The sequence below is a fragment of the Pseudomonas sp. FP818 genome, from assembly GCF_030687335.1.
GTDB lineage: Bacteria > Pseudomonadota > Gammaproteobacteria > Pseudomonadales > Pseudomonadaceae > Aquipseudomonas > Aquipseudomonas shahriarae.
In genome coordinates, this window is the sequence record NZ_CP117427.1 from 3390371 (window position 1) to 3406461 (window position 16091).

General features: G+C 61.8%; 13 protein-coding genes and 2 pseudogenes. 4 read left to right on the plus strand and 11 right to left on the minus strand.

The features are described from left to right. Window positions 1–6: 6 nt before the first annotated feature. The 3 genes from imuA to PSH80_RS15100 all read right to left on the minus strand — a co-directional run bounded on the left by imuA (window position 7) and on the right by PSH80_RS15100 (window position 2283). Window positions 7–618, minus strand: a complete 612-nt coding sequence (imuA, locus tag PSH80_RS15090) for a translesion DNA synthesis-associated protein ImuA (RefSeq protein WP_120733431.1) — start codon at window positions 616–618, stop codon at window positions 7–9. Continuing rightward, window positions 618–1235 (minus strand): transcriptional repressor LexA, encoded by a 618-nt coding sequence (lexA, locus tag PSH80_RS15095; protein ID WP_057440807.1) that lies wholly within the window; start codon window positions 1233–1235, stop codon window positions 618–620. The genes imuA and lexA overlap by 1 nt, the downstream gene beginning before the upstream one ends. A 79-nt stretch (window positions 1236–1314) precedes the next feature. Then, on the minus strand, window positions 1315–2283 hold the full coding sequence (locus tag PSH80_RS15100) for a Gfo/Idh/MocA family protein (protein WP_057440806.1): 969 nt from the start codon (window positions 2281–2283) through the stop codon (window positions 1315–1317). A 138-nt stretch (window positions 2284–2421) separates the two neighbouring features. On the opposite strand from PSH80_RS15100, the gene PSH80_RS15105 reads away from it, so the two are divergent. After that, window positions 2422–2784, plus strand: a complete 363-nt coding sequence (locus PSH80_RS15105) for an NUDIX hydrolase (RefSeq protein WP_057959228.1) — start codon at window positions 2422–2424, stop codon at window positions 2782–2784. A 3-nt stretch (window positions 2785–2787) separates the two neighbouring features. Here PSH80_RS15105 and PSH80_RS15110 read toward each other — a convergent pair whose 3' ends face one another. Beyond that, a complete protein-coding gene (locus PSH80_RS15110) occupies window positions 2788–3036 on the minus strand; it encodes a DUF1652 domain-containing protein (protein WP_057440802.1) in 249 nt (82 codons plus the stop codon). Window positions 3037–3498: 462 nt separating this feature from the next. Next, window positions 3499–3828, minus strand: coding sequence for a hypothetical protein (locus PSH80_RS15115; protein ID WP_057444032.1), 330 nt, complete (start codon window positions 3826–3828; stop codon window positions 3499–3501). Window positions 3829–3997: 169 nt separating this feature from the next. On the opposite strand from PSH80_RS15115, the gene PSH80_RS15120 reads away from it, so the two are divergent. Next, window positions 3998–4543 carry a hypothetical protein gene (locus PSH80_RS15120; RefSeq protein ID WP_115128457.1) on the plus strand — a complete coding sequence of 182 codons (546 nt, stop codon included), beginning with the start codon at window positions 3998–4000 and terminating at the stop codon, window positions 4541–4543. 138 nt (window positions 4544–4681) lie between these two features. Here PSH80_RS15120 and PSH80_RS15125 read toward each other — a convergent pair whose 3' ends face one another. The 5 genes and pseudogenes from PSH80_RS15125 to PSH80_RS15145 form a co-directional block, all read right to left on the minus strand. Further along, on the minus strand, window positions 4682–5320 hold the full coding sequence (locus tag PSH80_RS15125) for a hypothetical protein (RefSeq protein ID WP_099170904.1): 639 nt from the start codon (window positions 5318–5320) through the stop codon (window positions 4682–4684). A 119-nt stretch (window positions 5321–5439) separates the two neighbouring features. Continuing rightward, a pseudogene (locus PSH80_RS15130) lies at window positions 5440–7919 on the minus strand (TonB-dependent siderophore receptor). A gap of 102 nt (window positions 7920–8021) precedes the next feature. Further along, window positions 8022–8966: a FecR family protein gene (locus PSH80_RS15135; RefSeq protein ID WP_169989988.1), complete on the minus strand. Its 945-nt coding sequence runs from the start codon at window positions 8964–8966 to the stop codon at window positions 8022–8024. Next, entirely contained in the window at window positions 8966–9508 is a 543-nt protein-coding gene (locus PSH80_RS15140; RefSeq protein WP_169989989.1) for a sigma-70 family RNA polymerase sigma factor, read from the minus strand. Before PSH80_RS15140 ends, PSH80_RS15135 begins: the two co-directional genes overlap by 1 nt. A 158-nt stretch (window positions 9509–9666) precedes the next feature. Next, window positions 9667–11818: pseudogene (locus PSH80_RS15145) on the minus strand (TonB-dependent receptor family protein). Between the two features lie 126 nt (window positions 11819–11944). On the opposite strand from PSH80_RS15145, the gene PSH80_RS15150 reads away from it, so the two are divergent. Continuing rightward, window positions 11945–12781: a 5'-nucleotidase, lipoprotein e(P4) family gene (locus tag PSH80_RS15150; protein WP_305417336.1), complete on the plus strand. Its 837-nt coding sequence runs from the start codon at window positions 11945–11947 to the stop codon at window positions 12779–12781. A 700-nt stretch (window positions 12782–13481) separates the two neighbouring features. Here PSH80_RS15150 and PSH80_RS15155 read toward each other — a convergent pair. After that, the gene (locus tag PSH80_RS15155; RefSeq protein ID WP_198799360.1) at window positions 13482–14252 is read right to left on the minus strand and encodes an AraC family transcriptional regulator; all 771 of its coding nucleotides are present in this window, start codon (window positions 14250–14252) and stop codon (window positions 13482–13484) included. A 200-nt stretch (window positions 14253–14452) separates the two neighbouring features. On the opposite strand from PSH80_RS15155, the gene PSH80_RS15160 reads away from it, so the two are divergent. Continuing rightward, the gene (locus PSH80_RS15160) at window positions 14453–16069 is read left to right on the plus strand and encodes an APC family permease (protein WP_120733440.1); all 1617 of its coding nucleotides are present in this window, start codon (window positions 14453–14455) and stop codon (window positions 16067–16069) included. The last annotated feature ends 22 nt before the right edge of the window (window positions 16070–16091 follow it).

The following is a 16091-nucleotide window of genomic DNA, read 5'->3' on the forward strand; positions in this document are numbered from 1 at the left end:
CCAACCTCAGTGCCCGCTGGCCAGGGCAATCGGCGCGGGATGGGCGAGGCCGCCCCGACACTTGAGCACCCGCACCTGGCTCGGTTCGACGACCAGGCGCAGGGCGGCCGGTGACGGGTTGATCGCCTCGCTCAGGGCCCGCCAGGCGAACGCCAGGGTCTGGCCGGTTTCGGCGGCCACCTGCAAACGGCGCAAGGCCCGGTCATCGGCCTTGTGCGGCCAGCACAGCACCGCGCCGCAACTGCCGGAGCGCAGGCATTGCTCGGCCGCCCACAAGGCATCGCGTTCATCGGCCTGGATCACCGAGAGCTGGCGCAGGTCCACCCCGGCGTTCTGCCAGGCGTGGGGGTATGGGGTATACGGCGGCGCCACCAGCACAATCCGCTCGCCGGCCGCCGACAGCCGCGCCAGGGTTGGCCAGACCAGTCGCAGCTCGCCCACCCCCTGCTGGGCCACAAGGATTTCACTCAAGGCCGCCTCCGGCCAGCCACCGCTGGGCAACACCGCATCCAGGGCCGCCAGCCCGGTGGGGTGCACACTGGCCGGCGGCGCGGCCGGCCGCCCCTTCCACACCCGCCCGCCATTGAACAGCGAGTCCAGCGCAACCACCGCGCCCATCAACCTTGCCTCACCAAGCCACAGAACACGCCTTCGATGGCCAAGTCCTGGTCGGCACGAACCACAATAGGTTGATAGGCAGGGTTGCGCGGCAACAGGCGCACACTGTGGCCCACTCGCTCGAAACGCTTGATGGTGACTTCGCCGTCCAGGCGCGCGACCACGATCTGCCCGTTCAGCGCTTCGGCACTGCGCCGCACGCCCACCAGGTCGCCATCGAGAATGCCGTCCTCGATCATCGAGTCCCCCTGGACCCGCAGCAGGTAATCCGGGACCCGGGCGAAGGTCGCCGGATCGAGCATCAGCCGCGTGTGCACTTCGGCGTCGGCGCCGATGGGCAGGCCAGCGGCCACGCGGCCCAGCACCGGGACCTCCAGCCACTCAGGCCGCGCCGGTTGATTGAGCAGGCGAATCCCCCGGGCCTGGTTCGGGTTGACCTCGATAAACCCGGCTTCGGTCAGCGCCAGCACGTGTTTGCGCGCCACACTGCGCGAAGCAAAACCAAATGCCTCGGCGATCTCGGCGAGGCTGGGGGGCTGACCTTGCTGCGCGATACGCTCGCGGATGAAGTTCAGGATGGCGGAACGGCGGGGAGTGAGAGTCGTCATGGAGTACATTTGTACTCCTGTGGGAAATTCCTGACAATAGCCGCCAGTCAGACCAACACCTTGCCGGCTCCGACAAGGGTGGGCGGCGTCAGGGCTTGCGCTGCAACACCCGATCCATGATGCGGTCGGTCTTCAGGGCCTCGATCGCCAGTGCCGGGTGCACACTCTCGCCGCGAATATGCGCGTTCATGCCCAGCACGTGGTGCCACTGGATATGGGGGTGATGGGCAATATGCAGGGTTTCGCTGACCTCGGCTGCAAGTTGCAACGGCTGCTCGTCGAACACGGAAAAACTGATGCGCCCTGTGCTGCCGATCAACTCGACCCGATCCTCGCGTCGGTCAGCCACAAAGTTCCAGCAGCCCATCCCCAGCGCGCCCGAGCTGAAGCTCCAGCAGGCGGTGACCGCATCTTCCGCCGCATAGCGCCCGGCCTGGCGCGCGGTATAACCCGTGACCTCGACAATATCCCCTGCCAGGTACTGGAACAGGTCGAAGCCATGGCTGGCGAGGTCGGCAAAATAACCACCGCCGGCAATCGCCGGATCGGTACGCCAGTTGCTCGCGTTGGTGTCCGTGGGCGATGGCGGCTTGCACAACGTCCAGTTCAGCTGCCGCAACTCGCCGATGCGCCCCTCTTGCAGCCAGGCACGCACCTGCTGGAAGCGCGGCAGGGAGCGGCGGTAATAGGAAACAAACAGATGCAGCCCGGCCCGCTCGAAGGTGCGCTGCATCAAGGCGCTCTGCTCGGCATTCAGCGCCATCGGCTTTTCGACACAACAATGCTTGCCCGCCGCCGCCACCAGCAGGCTGTATTCCAGGTGGCTGTCGGGGGGCGTAGCGATGTACACCGCATCCACTTCGGGGTCATCAATCAGGGCCTGGGCATCTGTGTAAAACCGGGCAATCCCATGGCGTGCCGCATAATCGCGCACGGCTTCCTCACGGCGCCCCATCACGGCCACCAGGGCCGAGCCTGGCGCTTTGTAGAAAGCGGGTCCACTCTTGATTTCAGTAACACTGCCACAACCGATCATGCCCCAGCGGATGGTGCTCATATGACTTTCCTTCATCGGTACTTTTTCAGTCGGGCAGTATCAGCGTTTTCCTGCGCGGTCTCCAGCCTCCGCCCATAAAGACCCAGCATGACAATTGCATTACACTTTTATGACGATCATCTTGCGGGGGCACAGACGATGAAAATACGCGCAACGGTGATTTGCGAAAGTGAGGGGCACATTCTGTTCGTGCGCAAGGCCAGGTCGAAATGGGCATTGCCCGGTGGCAAGGTCGAGCGCGATGAGCGCCCAGTCGGCGCGGCCGAGCGGGAGTTACAGGAGGAAACCGGGCTGAACGTGGATGGTTTGCTGTATCTGCAGGAGTTGAAGGCCAGTGACACGCTGCATCACGTGTTTGAAGCCTCAGTGGTGAACATCGACCAGGCCCGGCCCTGCAATGAAATCACCGACTGCCAGTGGCATGCCTATAGTGCCCTGGAGCAACTGGACACCACCGACGCCACCAAGCGCATTGTCCGCTCGTTTCTGCGCCGGCTCTGACGCCTAGCCGAATGCCGCAAACCCACGGCGCCCGGCCTTGAGTTCGGTGCGCAGTTCGCCAATCAGGTTGGAGATGGCCCGGATGCTGTCCAGACCCTGGGGCGACACGCCGGTCAACAGCAGCTCGACGCGACCGGACTCCGGTTCGAAGACTCGGATGGTCAAGAAACCCTGGGGGTTGACGCTACAGTCGCACGACAGCGGGACGAAACCGGACGCCATGATGCGGCTCAACTCAGCGATCGGAATCATCCTGGGCACCCTTGCTCGCACATGACGCGATGGACGTGATCCATGCAGGGTAGATCAGGTTGTGCAACGCGTGTAGGCAATCCTACGAAAGTGTTAGCTACCCCACACTTTTCTGCGAAAGCGTTGGTGCACTGGCGCCAGAAAAACCACGGACGTTTATCTGCCAGGCAGGTATGAAGGTCAAATCGCGGACAAAAAAAATCCCAAGTAGCTGATGGAAACTTGGGATTTAAAAATGCATAAACCGTGGGAGGTGAACGCCCGGTCATAATAACCATCGAGACAACCTGTAACAAGTTGATTATTAGCCTTTCGTCGGATTGAAACAGCGCTAAGTCATTCAATAACCACACATTTTTCAGGGTTCGCGATATCTTTCGTGCCACTTTTTGGTGCAACTTCCAAACTTGCCGGGTTAAAACCCTAATAACTATCAGGTTAATAACCGAGTATGTAGCATGTCTATTTACGCGCCAGTTTGTAGCGCACGCACTCTTCATAAAAGCTCGAACGAACAGCCGTCGGTTTGAGCCGCGAGGGGCTGTCATAGGTCTGCTCGGTGATCCCCATGGCCATCATGCGCATCCAGGACTTGTCGAACTTGTACCGCTGGATTTTCTGCCGCGCGGCATACAGCGAAACACCGGCCAACTTCAGCTCCTGGGCCCTGGCCGCCGTGCCCGCGCCCCAACTGCACATGTACCGATCCCCTTCGCGCAGCGTCTTGCCCTGGGCCGCCGCCGCCCCGCTCGCCAGGGCCAAGGCAATCAGCGTGATTTTTACGTTACGCATTGGCATCCCACCTAACCACCTGAAAATAAAAGTGATTTTGGCGAAACATCGGCCAGTTGGGGGCCATTAAAATGCCTTCTCGGCCACCTGCCCTCCCCGCCATGGTTGCCGCCCTACCCGCGGCTGCCCATAATCGCGCGCCACTATTCCCCTCACGCAAGGAAATGCCGTGAAGAAGTTTCTGTTGTTAGCCCCGTTGTTAGTCCTGCTGCTGCAAGGTTGCGGCGTGACCATGACGCAATACGAGCCCAACTTCGACAACGTCCAGCGCCTCAAGCAGACGCCACCGCTGCAGCCCGTCAGCCAGGCCAAGGTCACTGCTGCCTCGGGCCAGGGTTCGTTGATGGTTCGGGCCAATCCGATCAGTTCGCCCGCCGGCAGTATCCCCGCCCATGTGCAGGCGGCACTTACCCAGGAACTGTCCCTGGCCGGCCTGCTTAATCAAAGCGCGCCACGCCGCCTTGACGTGCTGCTGGTGAAGAACGAGCTGACGGCAGGCGTAGGCTCAGGCCACGGCACGCTGGCCGCGCGCTTCACCCTGTTCAAGAACGATGCAGTGGTGTACGACGCCACCAAGGAAGTGACCAGCGTGTGGTCCAGTTCATTCTTCGGCCCCATTGCGATTCCGAATGCGGCGAATGCCTATAACCCGCTGGTGCGTGACTTGCTCAAAGCCTTGTACAGCGACCCGCTGTTCATCCAGGCACTCAAGTAAAAAACCAGGTAAAAAAAGGAAGCCGGTCAGCCGGGTAATACCCGTTAGTTAAGTAGAACCCGCTCGCCACAGAGACAGTGTTCGTCCTTAACTAACGGGTATTAGCCCGTCAGCCGGCTCCCTTTTTTGCAGGCCGCATCAGGCCCGCGGTACACCGCCATCCAGTGCCGAGTACTTCAGGTTATTGCTCTCGACCATCTGCTTGAGCAACGCATTGACCTGGCGCGTGAAAGTATCGGTCACCGCTTCTTTTGGCGTGTAGGCCATCATCGGGATAAACCAGATACCCAACCAGGTGTTGATCGCATCGTGGTTGCTGCCTTTGCTAAGCGCCTGGCCTTGTGGGTCCAGGGCTTCCAGGCTCATGGTGTACTGGTCGGTACCCAACGCCGGAATAATGGTGAAGGTGAAGCCGCTGATAAACGCCAGTACCATCTGACCGCCCCCTGGCGGATGGTTGTAGACCTTCAGGCGCAGGCTGTAATCGCCTGGCTGCTTCTGGAACTCATCCAGGGTCACGCGACCGAACAGGCCGGAATCGGTGAGGATTTTTTGCAGCTGCGGACGCAGCATATCCCGCGCCTGGGGGACTTCGGCAGCGGCAGCGTTGGTCGGTTCGCCTTGATAGAAATCAAAGTCGACGTAAACGTTCGGCTTGTTGGCGAAGCTCGCCTTCGATGGCAGGGTGACTGGCGCGACTTCGTCCTTGGTGAAGCTGGCGCAGCCACTCACTGCCAACATCATTAGGGCCAACCCCAGCATTTTTCCAATGTGCATTACGACTTCCTTAGTTGATGGAGCGTCTCCATGGCCGGAGGTGCTGGGGGCGGATAATAGAGAGTCAACGGCCTGGGTAAAAGGCCGTTGTAGGAAAAAACCTCATCAACTCTCGGCGTTTACCACTGATACGTCGCACTGGCCTGCACCGTCCGTTGCGAGCCGTACCAGCACCACGAGTACGAATAGCAGGACGCCACGTACTCTTTATCCGCCAGGTTGGTGGCGTTCAGCGCCAGGCGCAGGTTGTCGCCCTGGGTATTGATGTGCGGGATGTCGTAGTGCACCGACGCATCGAACAAGGTGTAGCCCGGAACCTTCAGGGTGTTGGCGGTATCGCCCCAGGACGAGCCGACATACCGCGCGCCTGCGCCCACGCCGAAGCCCTTGAGGTTGCCGTCATGCAAGGTGTAGTCGGCCCACACCGAGGCGGTGTGGCGCGGCACAGCATAGGTCGTGGTGCCCTGGGTCGGCACGGCGGGGCCGACGCCAATGTCGGTGATCGGCGCATAGCGCACGGTGCTGTTGGATTTGCTGATGCGGTTATCGAGGTAGGCATAGGCCGCCGTGATATCCAGATTGTCGTTGAGGCTGGCCTTGCCTTCGAGTTCAAAGCCACGGGAGCGCACTTCACCGTCCTGGACCTGGCAGCGACCATTGCCGCACAAGTGAGTTGGGTCCGGGTCCATGGTCGGCACGTTGTTCTGGCGCAGGTCGAAGATGGCGGCGGTGATAAAGCTGTTGCTGCCTGGCGGCTGGTACTTGATGCCGATTTCGTACTGTTTGCCTTCGGTGGGCTTGAACACCGAACCACCGTAGCCGGTGCCCGATTGCGGGGAGAAGGATTCGGAATAGCTGGCGTATGGCGCTAGGCCGTTATCGAAGAGGTAGACCACCCCCAGGCGGCCGGTGAAGGCTTTGCTGTCCAGGGAGGATTTGGCTTTCTTGCCGTCGGTCAAACTCAATGAGCTGTTATCCGTGCTGGCCCAGTCATAACGACCGCCCATCAACAGCACCCACTTATCCCACTTCGCCTGCTCCTGCAGGTACACGCCAGTCTGCTCGCTGCGCTGGGTCGCGTCGCTGGAAAATGCCGGGGTGGTGACCGGCGCGCCATATACCGGATCGAAAATATCCAGGTCCGGTCCCTTGCCGTAACCGGCCTTGGTATCGACGCTGGTGGTTCTGGTAATCAAGCCCCATCAACAGCGTGTGCTGGACCGGGCCGGTGTCGAACTTGCCCTGCAACTGGTTATCCAGGTTGTAGGCATCCATGTCGACATCGGTGGCGATGGTCGAGCGGTTCAAGGTGCGGTAATCAGCCTGCAGGTTGCTGCTGTAGATACTGCGGTAGATCCCTTCGCTGCGCATATAGCGAGCGTTCTGGCGCACGGTCCAGACGTCGTCGAGGTGATGCTCGAAGGCATAACCGATGGAGTAATGCGCGCGGTCACTCTTCTCGAAGTTCTTCTCGCCGTCGTAGAAATCGACATCAATCTTGCGCCCCAGCGGGCTATGCAAACACCGAGCCCCAGGCCGGCATCGAACCGTAGGAAGCGCCCTTGGGATCCTTCTGAAAATGCCCGAGCAGGGTCAGCGAGGTGTCCTCGTTCGGGCGCCAGGTGAAGGCCGAAGACAGGGATTGGCGGCGGGTCTCGGTGTGCTCGACCTGGCCGTCGGCATCATCGAACAAGCCGGCGACGCGGTAGGAGTACACCCCTTGCTCATCCAGCGGGCCGCTGAGATCGAAGGTGGTGCGCTTTTTGTTGAAGGTGCCGTACTCCACGCCCACTTCGTGAAAAGGCGTATCCAGCGGGCGTTTGGTGACCATATTGATCACGCCGCTGGGGCTGCCCTGGCCATACAACACCGAGGCCGGGCCGCGCAGGACCTCCACGCGCTCCAGGTCGAAGGCATCCTTTTGCGGCGAGGCATCGCGGCTCGACGCCACGCGCAGGCCGTCGAGGTAAGTCACTGGCAAGAAGCCGCGAATGGTCAACTGGTCCAGGCGCGAGGCGGTGGCGCCACGGGTTTCCGGGACGACCGCGGCGCTGTAGCGCAGGATCTGGTTGAGGCTCTCGGCATTCTGCGCGCGCATCTGGTCTTTGGTGACCACCGAGATCGACTGCGGGGTCTCGATCAGCGCGGTGTCGGTCTTGGTACCGGACAGGCTGCGCGTGGCCACATAGCCGGACACCGGGCCGATGGGGCTTTCACTTTGCTCGGCAGCGCTGATGGTGGTGGCTTGCAACTCCACCGAGCCATCCGCCTGGGGGATCGGCTCGATGCGATAGCGCTGGGCAGACAGCGCCTGGGCCCGCAAACCGCTGCCCGCCAGCAACTGGGCGAGTGCCGCGTCGCTGCTCAACTGCCCGTTCAAACCGCTGCTGCGCTTGCCGCGGGTCAAGGCCGGATCAAAGGCCAGGACCAGCCCGGCCTGTTCGGCAAAGCCGTTGAGGGCCTGGCTCAGGTCACCGGCAGGGATCGAGAAATGGCTGCTTTCATCAGCCCATGCGGTGTGAATGGTCAGGGGCACAGCGGCAAAAGCCATCGCCACTGACAGCGCCAGCGGGTGCAACGGACGAGCAAAGCGTGACATGAGAGGTCCTGGAAAAGAGGGTTCTATATTCCATGACGGCCATGTCGGGAAATCGGGTATGAATGAGACCGGTTTTTATTTGAACGGGTGTCTTCAGGCAGATCAGAGGGGTTTGATCACCACCAGCAGGTCGGTGAAATGCTCCACTTTGATCGGCAGGTTATCCGCCAGGGTCGCCAGCGCTGCATCGCTGTCATCGAGCTTGAACACCCCTGACACGCGCATGCCTTGCAACGCCTGAGGATCAAAACGCACCACGCCATGGCGATAGCTGGCCAGGGTTTGCAGGACCTCGCTCAACGGCCGGTCATCCACCGTGAGCAAGCCCCGGGTCCAGGCCGCCGGGTCGCCGCTGCCGACCGCTTGCGCCGGCTGGGCGTGGCCCTGCTTGAGGATCGCGCGCTGGCCTGCCGTGACCTTCACCGCCTCGCTGTGATTGCCTTTGGCGGCCACCGTTGATTCGATCACCGTGACCACGGTCGAGCCATCCACCGCGCGCTGGACCAGGAAACGCGTGCCCAACGCGGTCGCCGTGCCCTGGTCGGTGCGCACCACAAATGGCCGCTGCGCATCCTTGGCCACCTCGACCCACATCTCGCCCTTGAGCAACTCGATTACACGCTGCTGGCCGTCGAATTTCACGTCCAGTGCCGAGTTGCTGTTGAGCTGCACCTGGCTGCCATCGGCCAGGACCACCTGGCTCCGTTCGCCGACGCCGGTACGTTGGTCGGCCATCCACAGTGGCAGTTGCTCGACGCTCGCCCAGCCGAGCACCAACACACCCAACAGCCCCAGGACCTGCCCGCCGCGCACGGCGTAACCGGGCTTGCGTGGGATGAAGGCTTGATTCAATGCCAGCCGTGCCGGTTCGGCAGGCAGTTCATCGAGGCTGCCCCACAATGCCCCCATGCGCTCGAAAGCCACCCGATGGCGTGGGTCAGCCTCACACCACTCTTCAAATGCCTGGCGGTCAGCGGCGCTGACTTTCTCATCATTGAGCAGCGCCAACCATTGCGCTGCCTCGCTGACAATCTGTTCGGCGGACATCAAAGCGGATCCGCGCCATGCAGCGTCTGGTAGCAATGCACCAGCGCGCTGGAGATGTAGTTTTTTACTGTGCTGGAGGAGACCTGGAGCTGGGCCGCGATTTCACTGTAGGTCAGGCCGTCCAGGCGACTGAGCAGAAACGCTTCGCGGGCCTTGTCCGGCAGGCCGGCGAGCATCAGCGCAATGCGTTCCAGGGCCTGCAGCGCGACATGAATGGTCGCCGGATCGGGCATGCCAGCGTCTTCGTACTGGATCGCCAGGGCTTGCATATAGGCTTTCTCGATCTTGCGTCGCCGCGCACCGTCAATCAGCAAGCGCCCGGCAGTGGTCGCGAGAAATGCCCGAGGCTCCTGAATATTGTGGGGCTCGGCCAGCAGCAACACCCGCACGAATGCATCCTGGGCCAGGTCCGCCGCATGCTGCGAACAGCCGAGTTTCTTGCGCAGCCAACCCTGCAACCAGGAATGGTGGTCGCTGTAGAGCGCAGTGAGTGTCTGCTGGCGGCGGGCCATATCACAATCGGCCACAGGAAAGTCATGCATGCGCAAAAGTTTCTCAAACAAGAAAGATTACCAATCGCGCAAACGATGACAGTAAAACGATGGCAGGGCAAGAGCTTGGCAACGAACCCCAGGCACATCCAGACCAGCTGTCCCGCACAGGTGCAGGAGGCCCGACTTATGGCGAGGGGTTCGCCTGCTTAGCGCAAGCTCCAGGACACCCCGGCATACACGCCCATGCCATCGCCCGGCGTCGAGCGCGCCATATCCTTGCCATGATCGTCATAGCCCGGGGTCACGGTATTGGCATAGCGCTGGTTGGTCAGGTTGCGCAGGTCGACCCAGGCTTGCCAGTCCTGCTTCGGCGCGTCATAGCCAACGGTGGTGCCCAATAAGCCATAGGCTCGCGCGTAGTAGGAGTTGGCGTAGTCCACCGCCACCCGCGAGGAATACTCGCCATTGAGGCTGCTGAAAAAGCCGCTGGGATGGCTGTAGCGCACCTGCGCCTGGTAATAGTGCTTGGGGATACCGGGCAATGTGTTTGTCGCCAAAACGCGGGTCGTCGCGGTAGTGGAAGTTGCTGTAGGTGTAGGCCTGGCGCAGGGCCAGGCGACCAGTGTTGCCGCCCTCCCACAACGGGCTGGTGAGGCTCAGTTCCAGGCCTTGGTGAATGGTCGGGCTGGCGTTGGATTCGGCGACCACCTGCGACAGGTTGGGCGTAGTAGCCGCCTGGGTCTCGACGCTGAGCAACTCATGGCGCACCAGCGAGTGATACAGCGCCAGATCCCATTGGCCGAACCAGGCTTCGCCGCGTCCGCCCACTTCCAGGGTGGTGGCGGTCTGGTTTTGCAGTTCCACGCCTTCGCGGGCCAAGCCGGAAGCCGGATTATTAACATCTTTGGCAAAGAACTTATTGGAACCCCAGATCATCGACCAGGCATGCGGCGGCTCCACCGAGCGGCTCAGGTTGCCATACACCTGCAATTGCGGGTTGAAGTCATAGCGCAGGCCCACGCGCGGGGCATAGTCCCAGGCATGAGTGCTCAAGGGGGCATGGGTCTCGGGATAGGTGACTTCGGTTTCGCGACGGGTATAGATCGCCGCCAGCCCGGTGGTCAGCCACAGATCGGGCAGCAGCTCCAGGTCGTTGCTCACGTGCAGCACCGTATCCGACCCCAGGTAGCTGTAGTCACGGGTCTTGGTGCCCGGGGCAAAACCGGCGGTGGCACCTGCAGGCACCCGCACGTACTCCGACACACCGTTATTGGGCAGGCCCTGGGTGGTGCGCAGGCCGACCATGGTCTTGCTGTCGCGTCCCAGCAGGGTGTCCTGGCGGATGTAGTTCAAGGTGCCGCTGATATCGGTATACGCCACCTTGAGCCGGTTGGTGCCTTCGCGCAGGTCCATGGGGTAGTCGTGGTACACCAGCCCCGCTTCGATGCGGGAGTTATCGTCCAACTGCAGCGTGGTCTTGTTGGCGATCCAGGTAGAACCCGGCTGCAAGCGCTTGGAGTCGCGCGTCAAATTGAGCGCATTGGCCGCACGCGGGCTGTGCTCGATCTGCTGGCGCGTGAGTTTGCCGGGGCTGTCGTTGGCGGTTTCGCGGTAACGCAAATAGAAGCGGGTTTCCAGGTCCGGGTTGAACCGGTAGCCGAAGTTGGCCGCCACGCCCTTGCCACTGCCGGCGCTTTGTTGCTGGAAGCCATCGTAGTCAGTGTCGGTCAGGCTGATGTAATAGTCGGCATCACCCAGCACTTGCCCGGAGCTGATTTCCCGCTGGGCATACCCGTGGCTGCCGGCCTCGTAGCGCACGCGCAACTTGGGCGCATCGTAGCCGGTGCGGGTGACATAGTTGACCGCCCCGCCCAGGGCCAGTGCGCCGCGGTCGAAACCGTTGGCACCGCGCAGCACTTCGACGCGGCTGAGCCACAGCGGGTCCTTGAGTTCATAAGGCGTGCCGCCGGGGCCGGTGAGTGGCAGGCCGTCGATGGTTTCATACAGGCCGGACGCATGGCTGCCGGGGCCACGGTTGATGCCCGAGCCGCGAATGGAGATTTTCACCCCTTCGTTATTCGCCGCCTTGGCATAGATTCCGGCCTGGTACTTGAGCACGTCTTCATTGCTGCTGACCCGCCCCTGCTCGACGCTGGCCATGTCAACGTAGTTGGTCCCACCGGGTACCTGCTTGAGTTGCGCCTGGGCCGCTTCGCCTTCGCTCAGTTCGGTGCTGGTGACTTGCAGCGGCGCCAACTGCAGCGCCTCATCGGCCTGGGCCAGGTGGCTGAACGTCAGGGCAGCCCCCAAGCCGAGCCAGCGCGGGGAAAGAACAAGCAGAGGTTGTCGCAGGCGCATGGGCCGTATCCTTGAAGAGGTCTGCGGTTGGAAGCCGCGGATCATACGCAGGTCACGCACAAACCTCGTCGATTAGGCTAATGTGCTGGCCCTGAGCGCCCCTTCACTCTTGAGGCCGAGCCTTTCATGCGCAATCTCACCTTCGCCAGCATCTGCCTGTTCTCTTCACTATTGGTCGGTTGCCAACAGCACCCACCGGCCAACGACCAACTGGATGCGGTGCTCTGGACCCAAACCTCCATCGAGCATGAGTTGATCTATCGCCAGGTGTTTGCCAACGCCACCCGCCAGCTCGACGTGGCCCTGGCCAGCAAGGACTGGGACGCCCTGCCCTTTGCCCCACGCAACCTCAGCGGCCTGCCGCCGGCGGTGATCGTCGATATCGACGAAACCCTGCTGGACAACGTGCCACTCAACGCGCGGGACATCATCAACAACCAGGTCTACTCCTATGATCGCTGGAACACCTGGGTCGACCAGGCCAAGGCCCAGACCCTGCCCGGTGCCGTGGCGTTTGTGCAGGCGGCGCAGCAACGCGGGATCAAGGTGTATTACCTGACCAACCGCGAACACAGCCAGGTTCAGGCCACGGTCGCTAACCTGCGCCTGCGTGGTTTCCCGGTGGACAGCAACCAACAAATACTGGCGGCCGCCACCCCGACCGGCCATTGCGAACAGGCCGGCTACGGCAAAAACTGCCGCCGCCAGTGGGTCGCCAGCCAGGCGCGGGTGCTGTTGATGGTCGGGGATTCCCTGGGGGATTTCGTCCAGGCCGAACACAACACCCTGGCCGCCCAACACCGGGCGGTCGAGCCCTATACAGGCTGGTTCGGCCAGCGCTGGTTCCTGCTGCCGAATCCCACCTACGGCAACTGGTACAGCGCACCCTACGCCGACCGCGAAGAGATTCCATTTGAGCAGAAGCGCTTTTTCAAGCGTGAGGCCCTTCAGTTGCAGCAATGAAGATCCAAGGTGGCAGCTGAAATGCAACCCTCCACCCGCTGAAGATCGAGGTGGGAGCTGTCGAGCCCCGGCGAGGCTGCGATGGCGGCAGCATTGCGGGGGTTGATGTTGGCTGAACTACCGCTATCGCAGGCAAGCCAGCTCCCACATTGGATCTTCAGCACATTGAGCATCGTATGCATCCTGCGGTGGCAGCTGAAATGCAATCCTCCACCCCTTGAAGATCGAGGTGGGAGCTGTCGAGCCCCAGCGAGGCTGCGATGGCGGCAGCATTGCTGGGATTGATGTTGGCTGACCCGCCGCTATCGCAGGCAAGCCAGCTCCCACCTTGGAGCTTCAGCACATTGAGCACCGTGTGCATCCTGCGGTGGTAGTGAAATGCAATCTTCCAAACCCTGAAGATCAAGGTGGGAGCTGTCGAGCCCCGGCGAGGCTGCGATGGCGGCGGCATTGCTGGGATTGATGTTGGCTGACCCGCCGCTATCGCAGGCAAGCCAGCTCCCACCTAGGATCCTCAGTACATTGAGCACCGTATGCATCCTGCGATGGCAGCTGAAACGCAATCTTCCAAACCCTGAAGATCAAGGTGGGAGCTGTCGAGCCCCGGCGAGGCGGCGATGGCGGCGGTATTGCTGGGATTGATGTTGGCTGACCCACCGCTATCGCAGGCAAGCCATCTGCCACAGGGACTTGCGTCCACTCATTGGCTGGTGGCCTGCCGATACTGACGCGGCGTAAAGCCAGTCAACGCCTTGAACTGGCGGGTGAATGCACTGTGGTCGGTGTAGCCGCATTGCAGGGCCACTTCGGTGATCGGCAACTCGGTGTGCAACAGGCGATGGGCATGTTCCAGGCGCACTTTCTGGATCATCTGCCGGGGTGTCAGGTGAAATACGCGCTTGCAGTAACGCTCCAGTTGCGCCACCGAGATGCCGGCGATGCGTGTCAGTTCGCCGAGGGTCACGCGCTGGTTGAAATGGGCGCGGATGTGTTCGTCCACCGCCGCCAGGCGCTGATAGGCCGGGTGGGTCTCGCTGGCGGATTGCAGGTCGACCGAAATCCCAGCCAAGCCGATGATCGCCCCCTCGCGGTTATACAACGGCCATTTGTGGGTCAGGCACCAACCGGGTTCACGGCTGCCGTACAGGTGCAACTCCAGTTGGTCCTCCAGTACCAGGCCCTGTTCCAGTACGCGCCGATCCTGTTCGGTATAGCCCGGCCCCAACTGCGCGGGGAACACTTCGGCGCTGGTCTTGCCCAGTAACGGGCGCCGGTCTTTCAAGCCACAGCGCTGCACCAGGGTGTGGTTGGCCATGACATAGCGCGCCTGCACATCCTTGATAAACATCGTCGCATTGGGGATCACGTCGAGCATCGGCAACAGCATGGCCACGCCCGCCAGCAGCTGTTCGAGGCTGTGGGGGCGCTGCTCATCGCCCTGGCACAGGGCTGCAAACGCGTTGTGCATCATGCCGCTCACCGCCTCGTTTATCGCCTCGCCGGGCCAGCAGATTGCCCGATGGCCGGGGCCCTGTCGAGTGCCGTTGCCCACCTGGCAATTGTGCTGAATTCGTCATTGATAGCCGCGCAAAACATCAATCGCCAGCGCGCCGATGGGTTCACTGTAGCGCCACTGCATGCCTATCCAATAACCCACAAGAAGGCGCCGCTATGTCAGCCCAAGGCAAGTTCAAGAAACAGCTGTCTCTGATCGACCTCACCTTTATCGGCCTGGGAGCCATCTTCGGTTCCGGTTGGTTGTTTGCCGCCAGTCACGTGTCGTCCATTGCCGGCCCCGCGGGGATTTTTTCCTGGTTGCTCGGCGGTTTTGCCGTGCTGTTGCTGGGCATTGTGTATTGCGAATTGGGCGCCGCCCTGCCCCGTGCCGGGGGCGTGGTGCGCTACCCGGTGTATTCCCACGGCCCGCTGCTGGGCTACCTGATGGGCTTTATCACGCTGATCGCGTTTTCCAGCCTGGTGGCGATTGAAGTGGTTGCCGCAAGGCAATATGCCGCCGCCTGGTTTCCCGAGTTGACCAAGGCTGGCTCCAGCGACCCCACCCCCCTCGGCTGGTTGGTGCAGTTCGGCCTGCTCTGCCTGTTTTTCGTGCTCAATTACCGCAGCGTCAAGACCTTCGCCATCGCCAATAACCTGGTCAGCATTTTCAAGTTCATCGTGCCGCTGCTGGTGATCGGCGTGCTGTTCACCTTCTTCAAACCGGCCAACTTCCACTCCCAGGGGTTCGCGCCGTTCGGCCTGTCGGGGATTGAAATGGCGGTGTCCGCCGGCGGGGTGATTTTTGCCTATCTGGGGCTGACGCCGATCATCTCGGTGGCCAGCGAAGTGAAAAACCCACAACGCACCATTCCCATTGCCCTGATCCTTTCGGTGCTGCTGTCCACGGCAATTTATGTGCTGCTGCAAGTGGCCTTCCTCGGCGGCGTGCCCACCGAAATGCTCGCCAATGGCTGGGCCGGCATCAGCAAGGAACTGGCCCTGCCCTATCGCGATATCGCCCTGGCCCTGGGCGTGGGCTGGCTGGCCTACCTGGTGGTGGCCGACGCGGTGATCTCCCCCAGCGGCTGCGGCAATATCTATATGAACGCCACGCCACGGGTGATCTATGGCTGGGCGCAGACCGGCACCTTCTTCAAGATTTTCACGCGTATTGATGAGAAATCCGGCATCCCGCGCCCGGCGTTGTGGCTGACCTTTGGCTTGTCGGTGTTCTGGACCCTGCCGTTCCCGTCCTGGGAAGCGCTGATCAATGTGGTGTCCGCCGCCCTGGTGTTGAGCTACGCCGTGGCCCCGGTGTGCGTGGCTGCGTTGCGACGCAATGCACCGGACATGCCGCGCCCGTTCCGGGTCAAGTGGATGAGTGTGCTGGGCCCGCTGTCGTTCATCATCGCCGCGCTGATCGTCTACTGGTCGGGCTGGAACACCGTGTCCTGGCTGCTGGGCCTGCAAATCGTGATGTTTGTGGTGTACCTGCTGTGCCGCCGCCTGGTGCCGACCCAGCACCTGAGCATCGCCCAGCAAGTGCGCTCCAGCGCGTGGCTGATCGGCTTCTACGCCGTGACCATGGTGCTGTCGAAACTCGGTAGTTTCGGCGGCCTGGGCGTGCTCAGTCATCCCTTCGACACCCTGGTCGTCGCCGCCTGCGCCATGGGCATCTACTACTGGGGTGCGGCCACCGGCGTGCCGGCGCACTTGGTAGAACTGGAACACGAAGACGACGAAAGCGAAGCCGTGCTGCCCACTACCGGCATGCACCCGGCGAACGCGTAATTGGCCAATCACCAAGGAATAG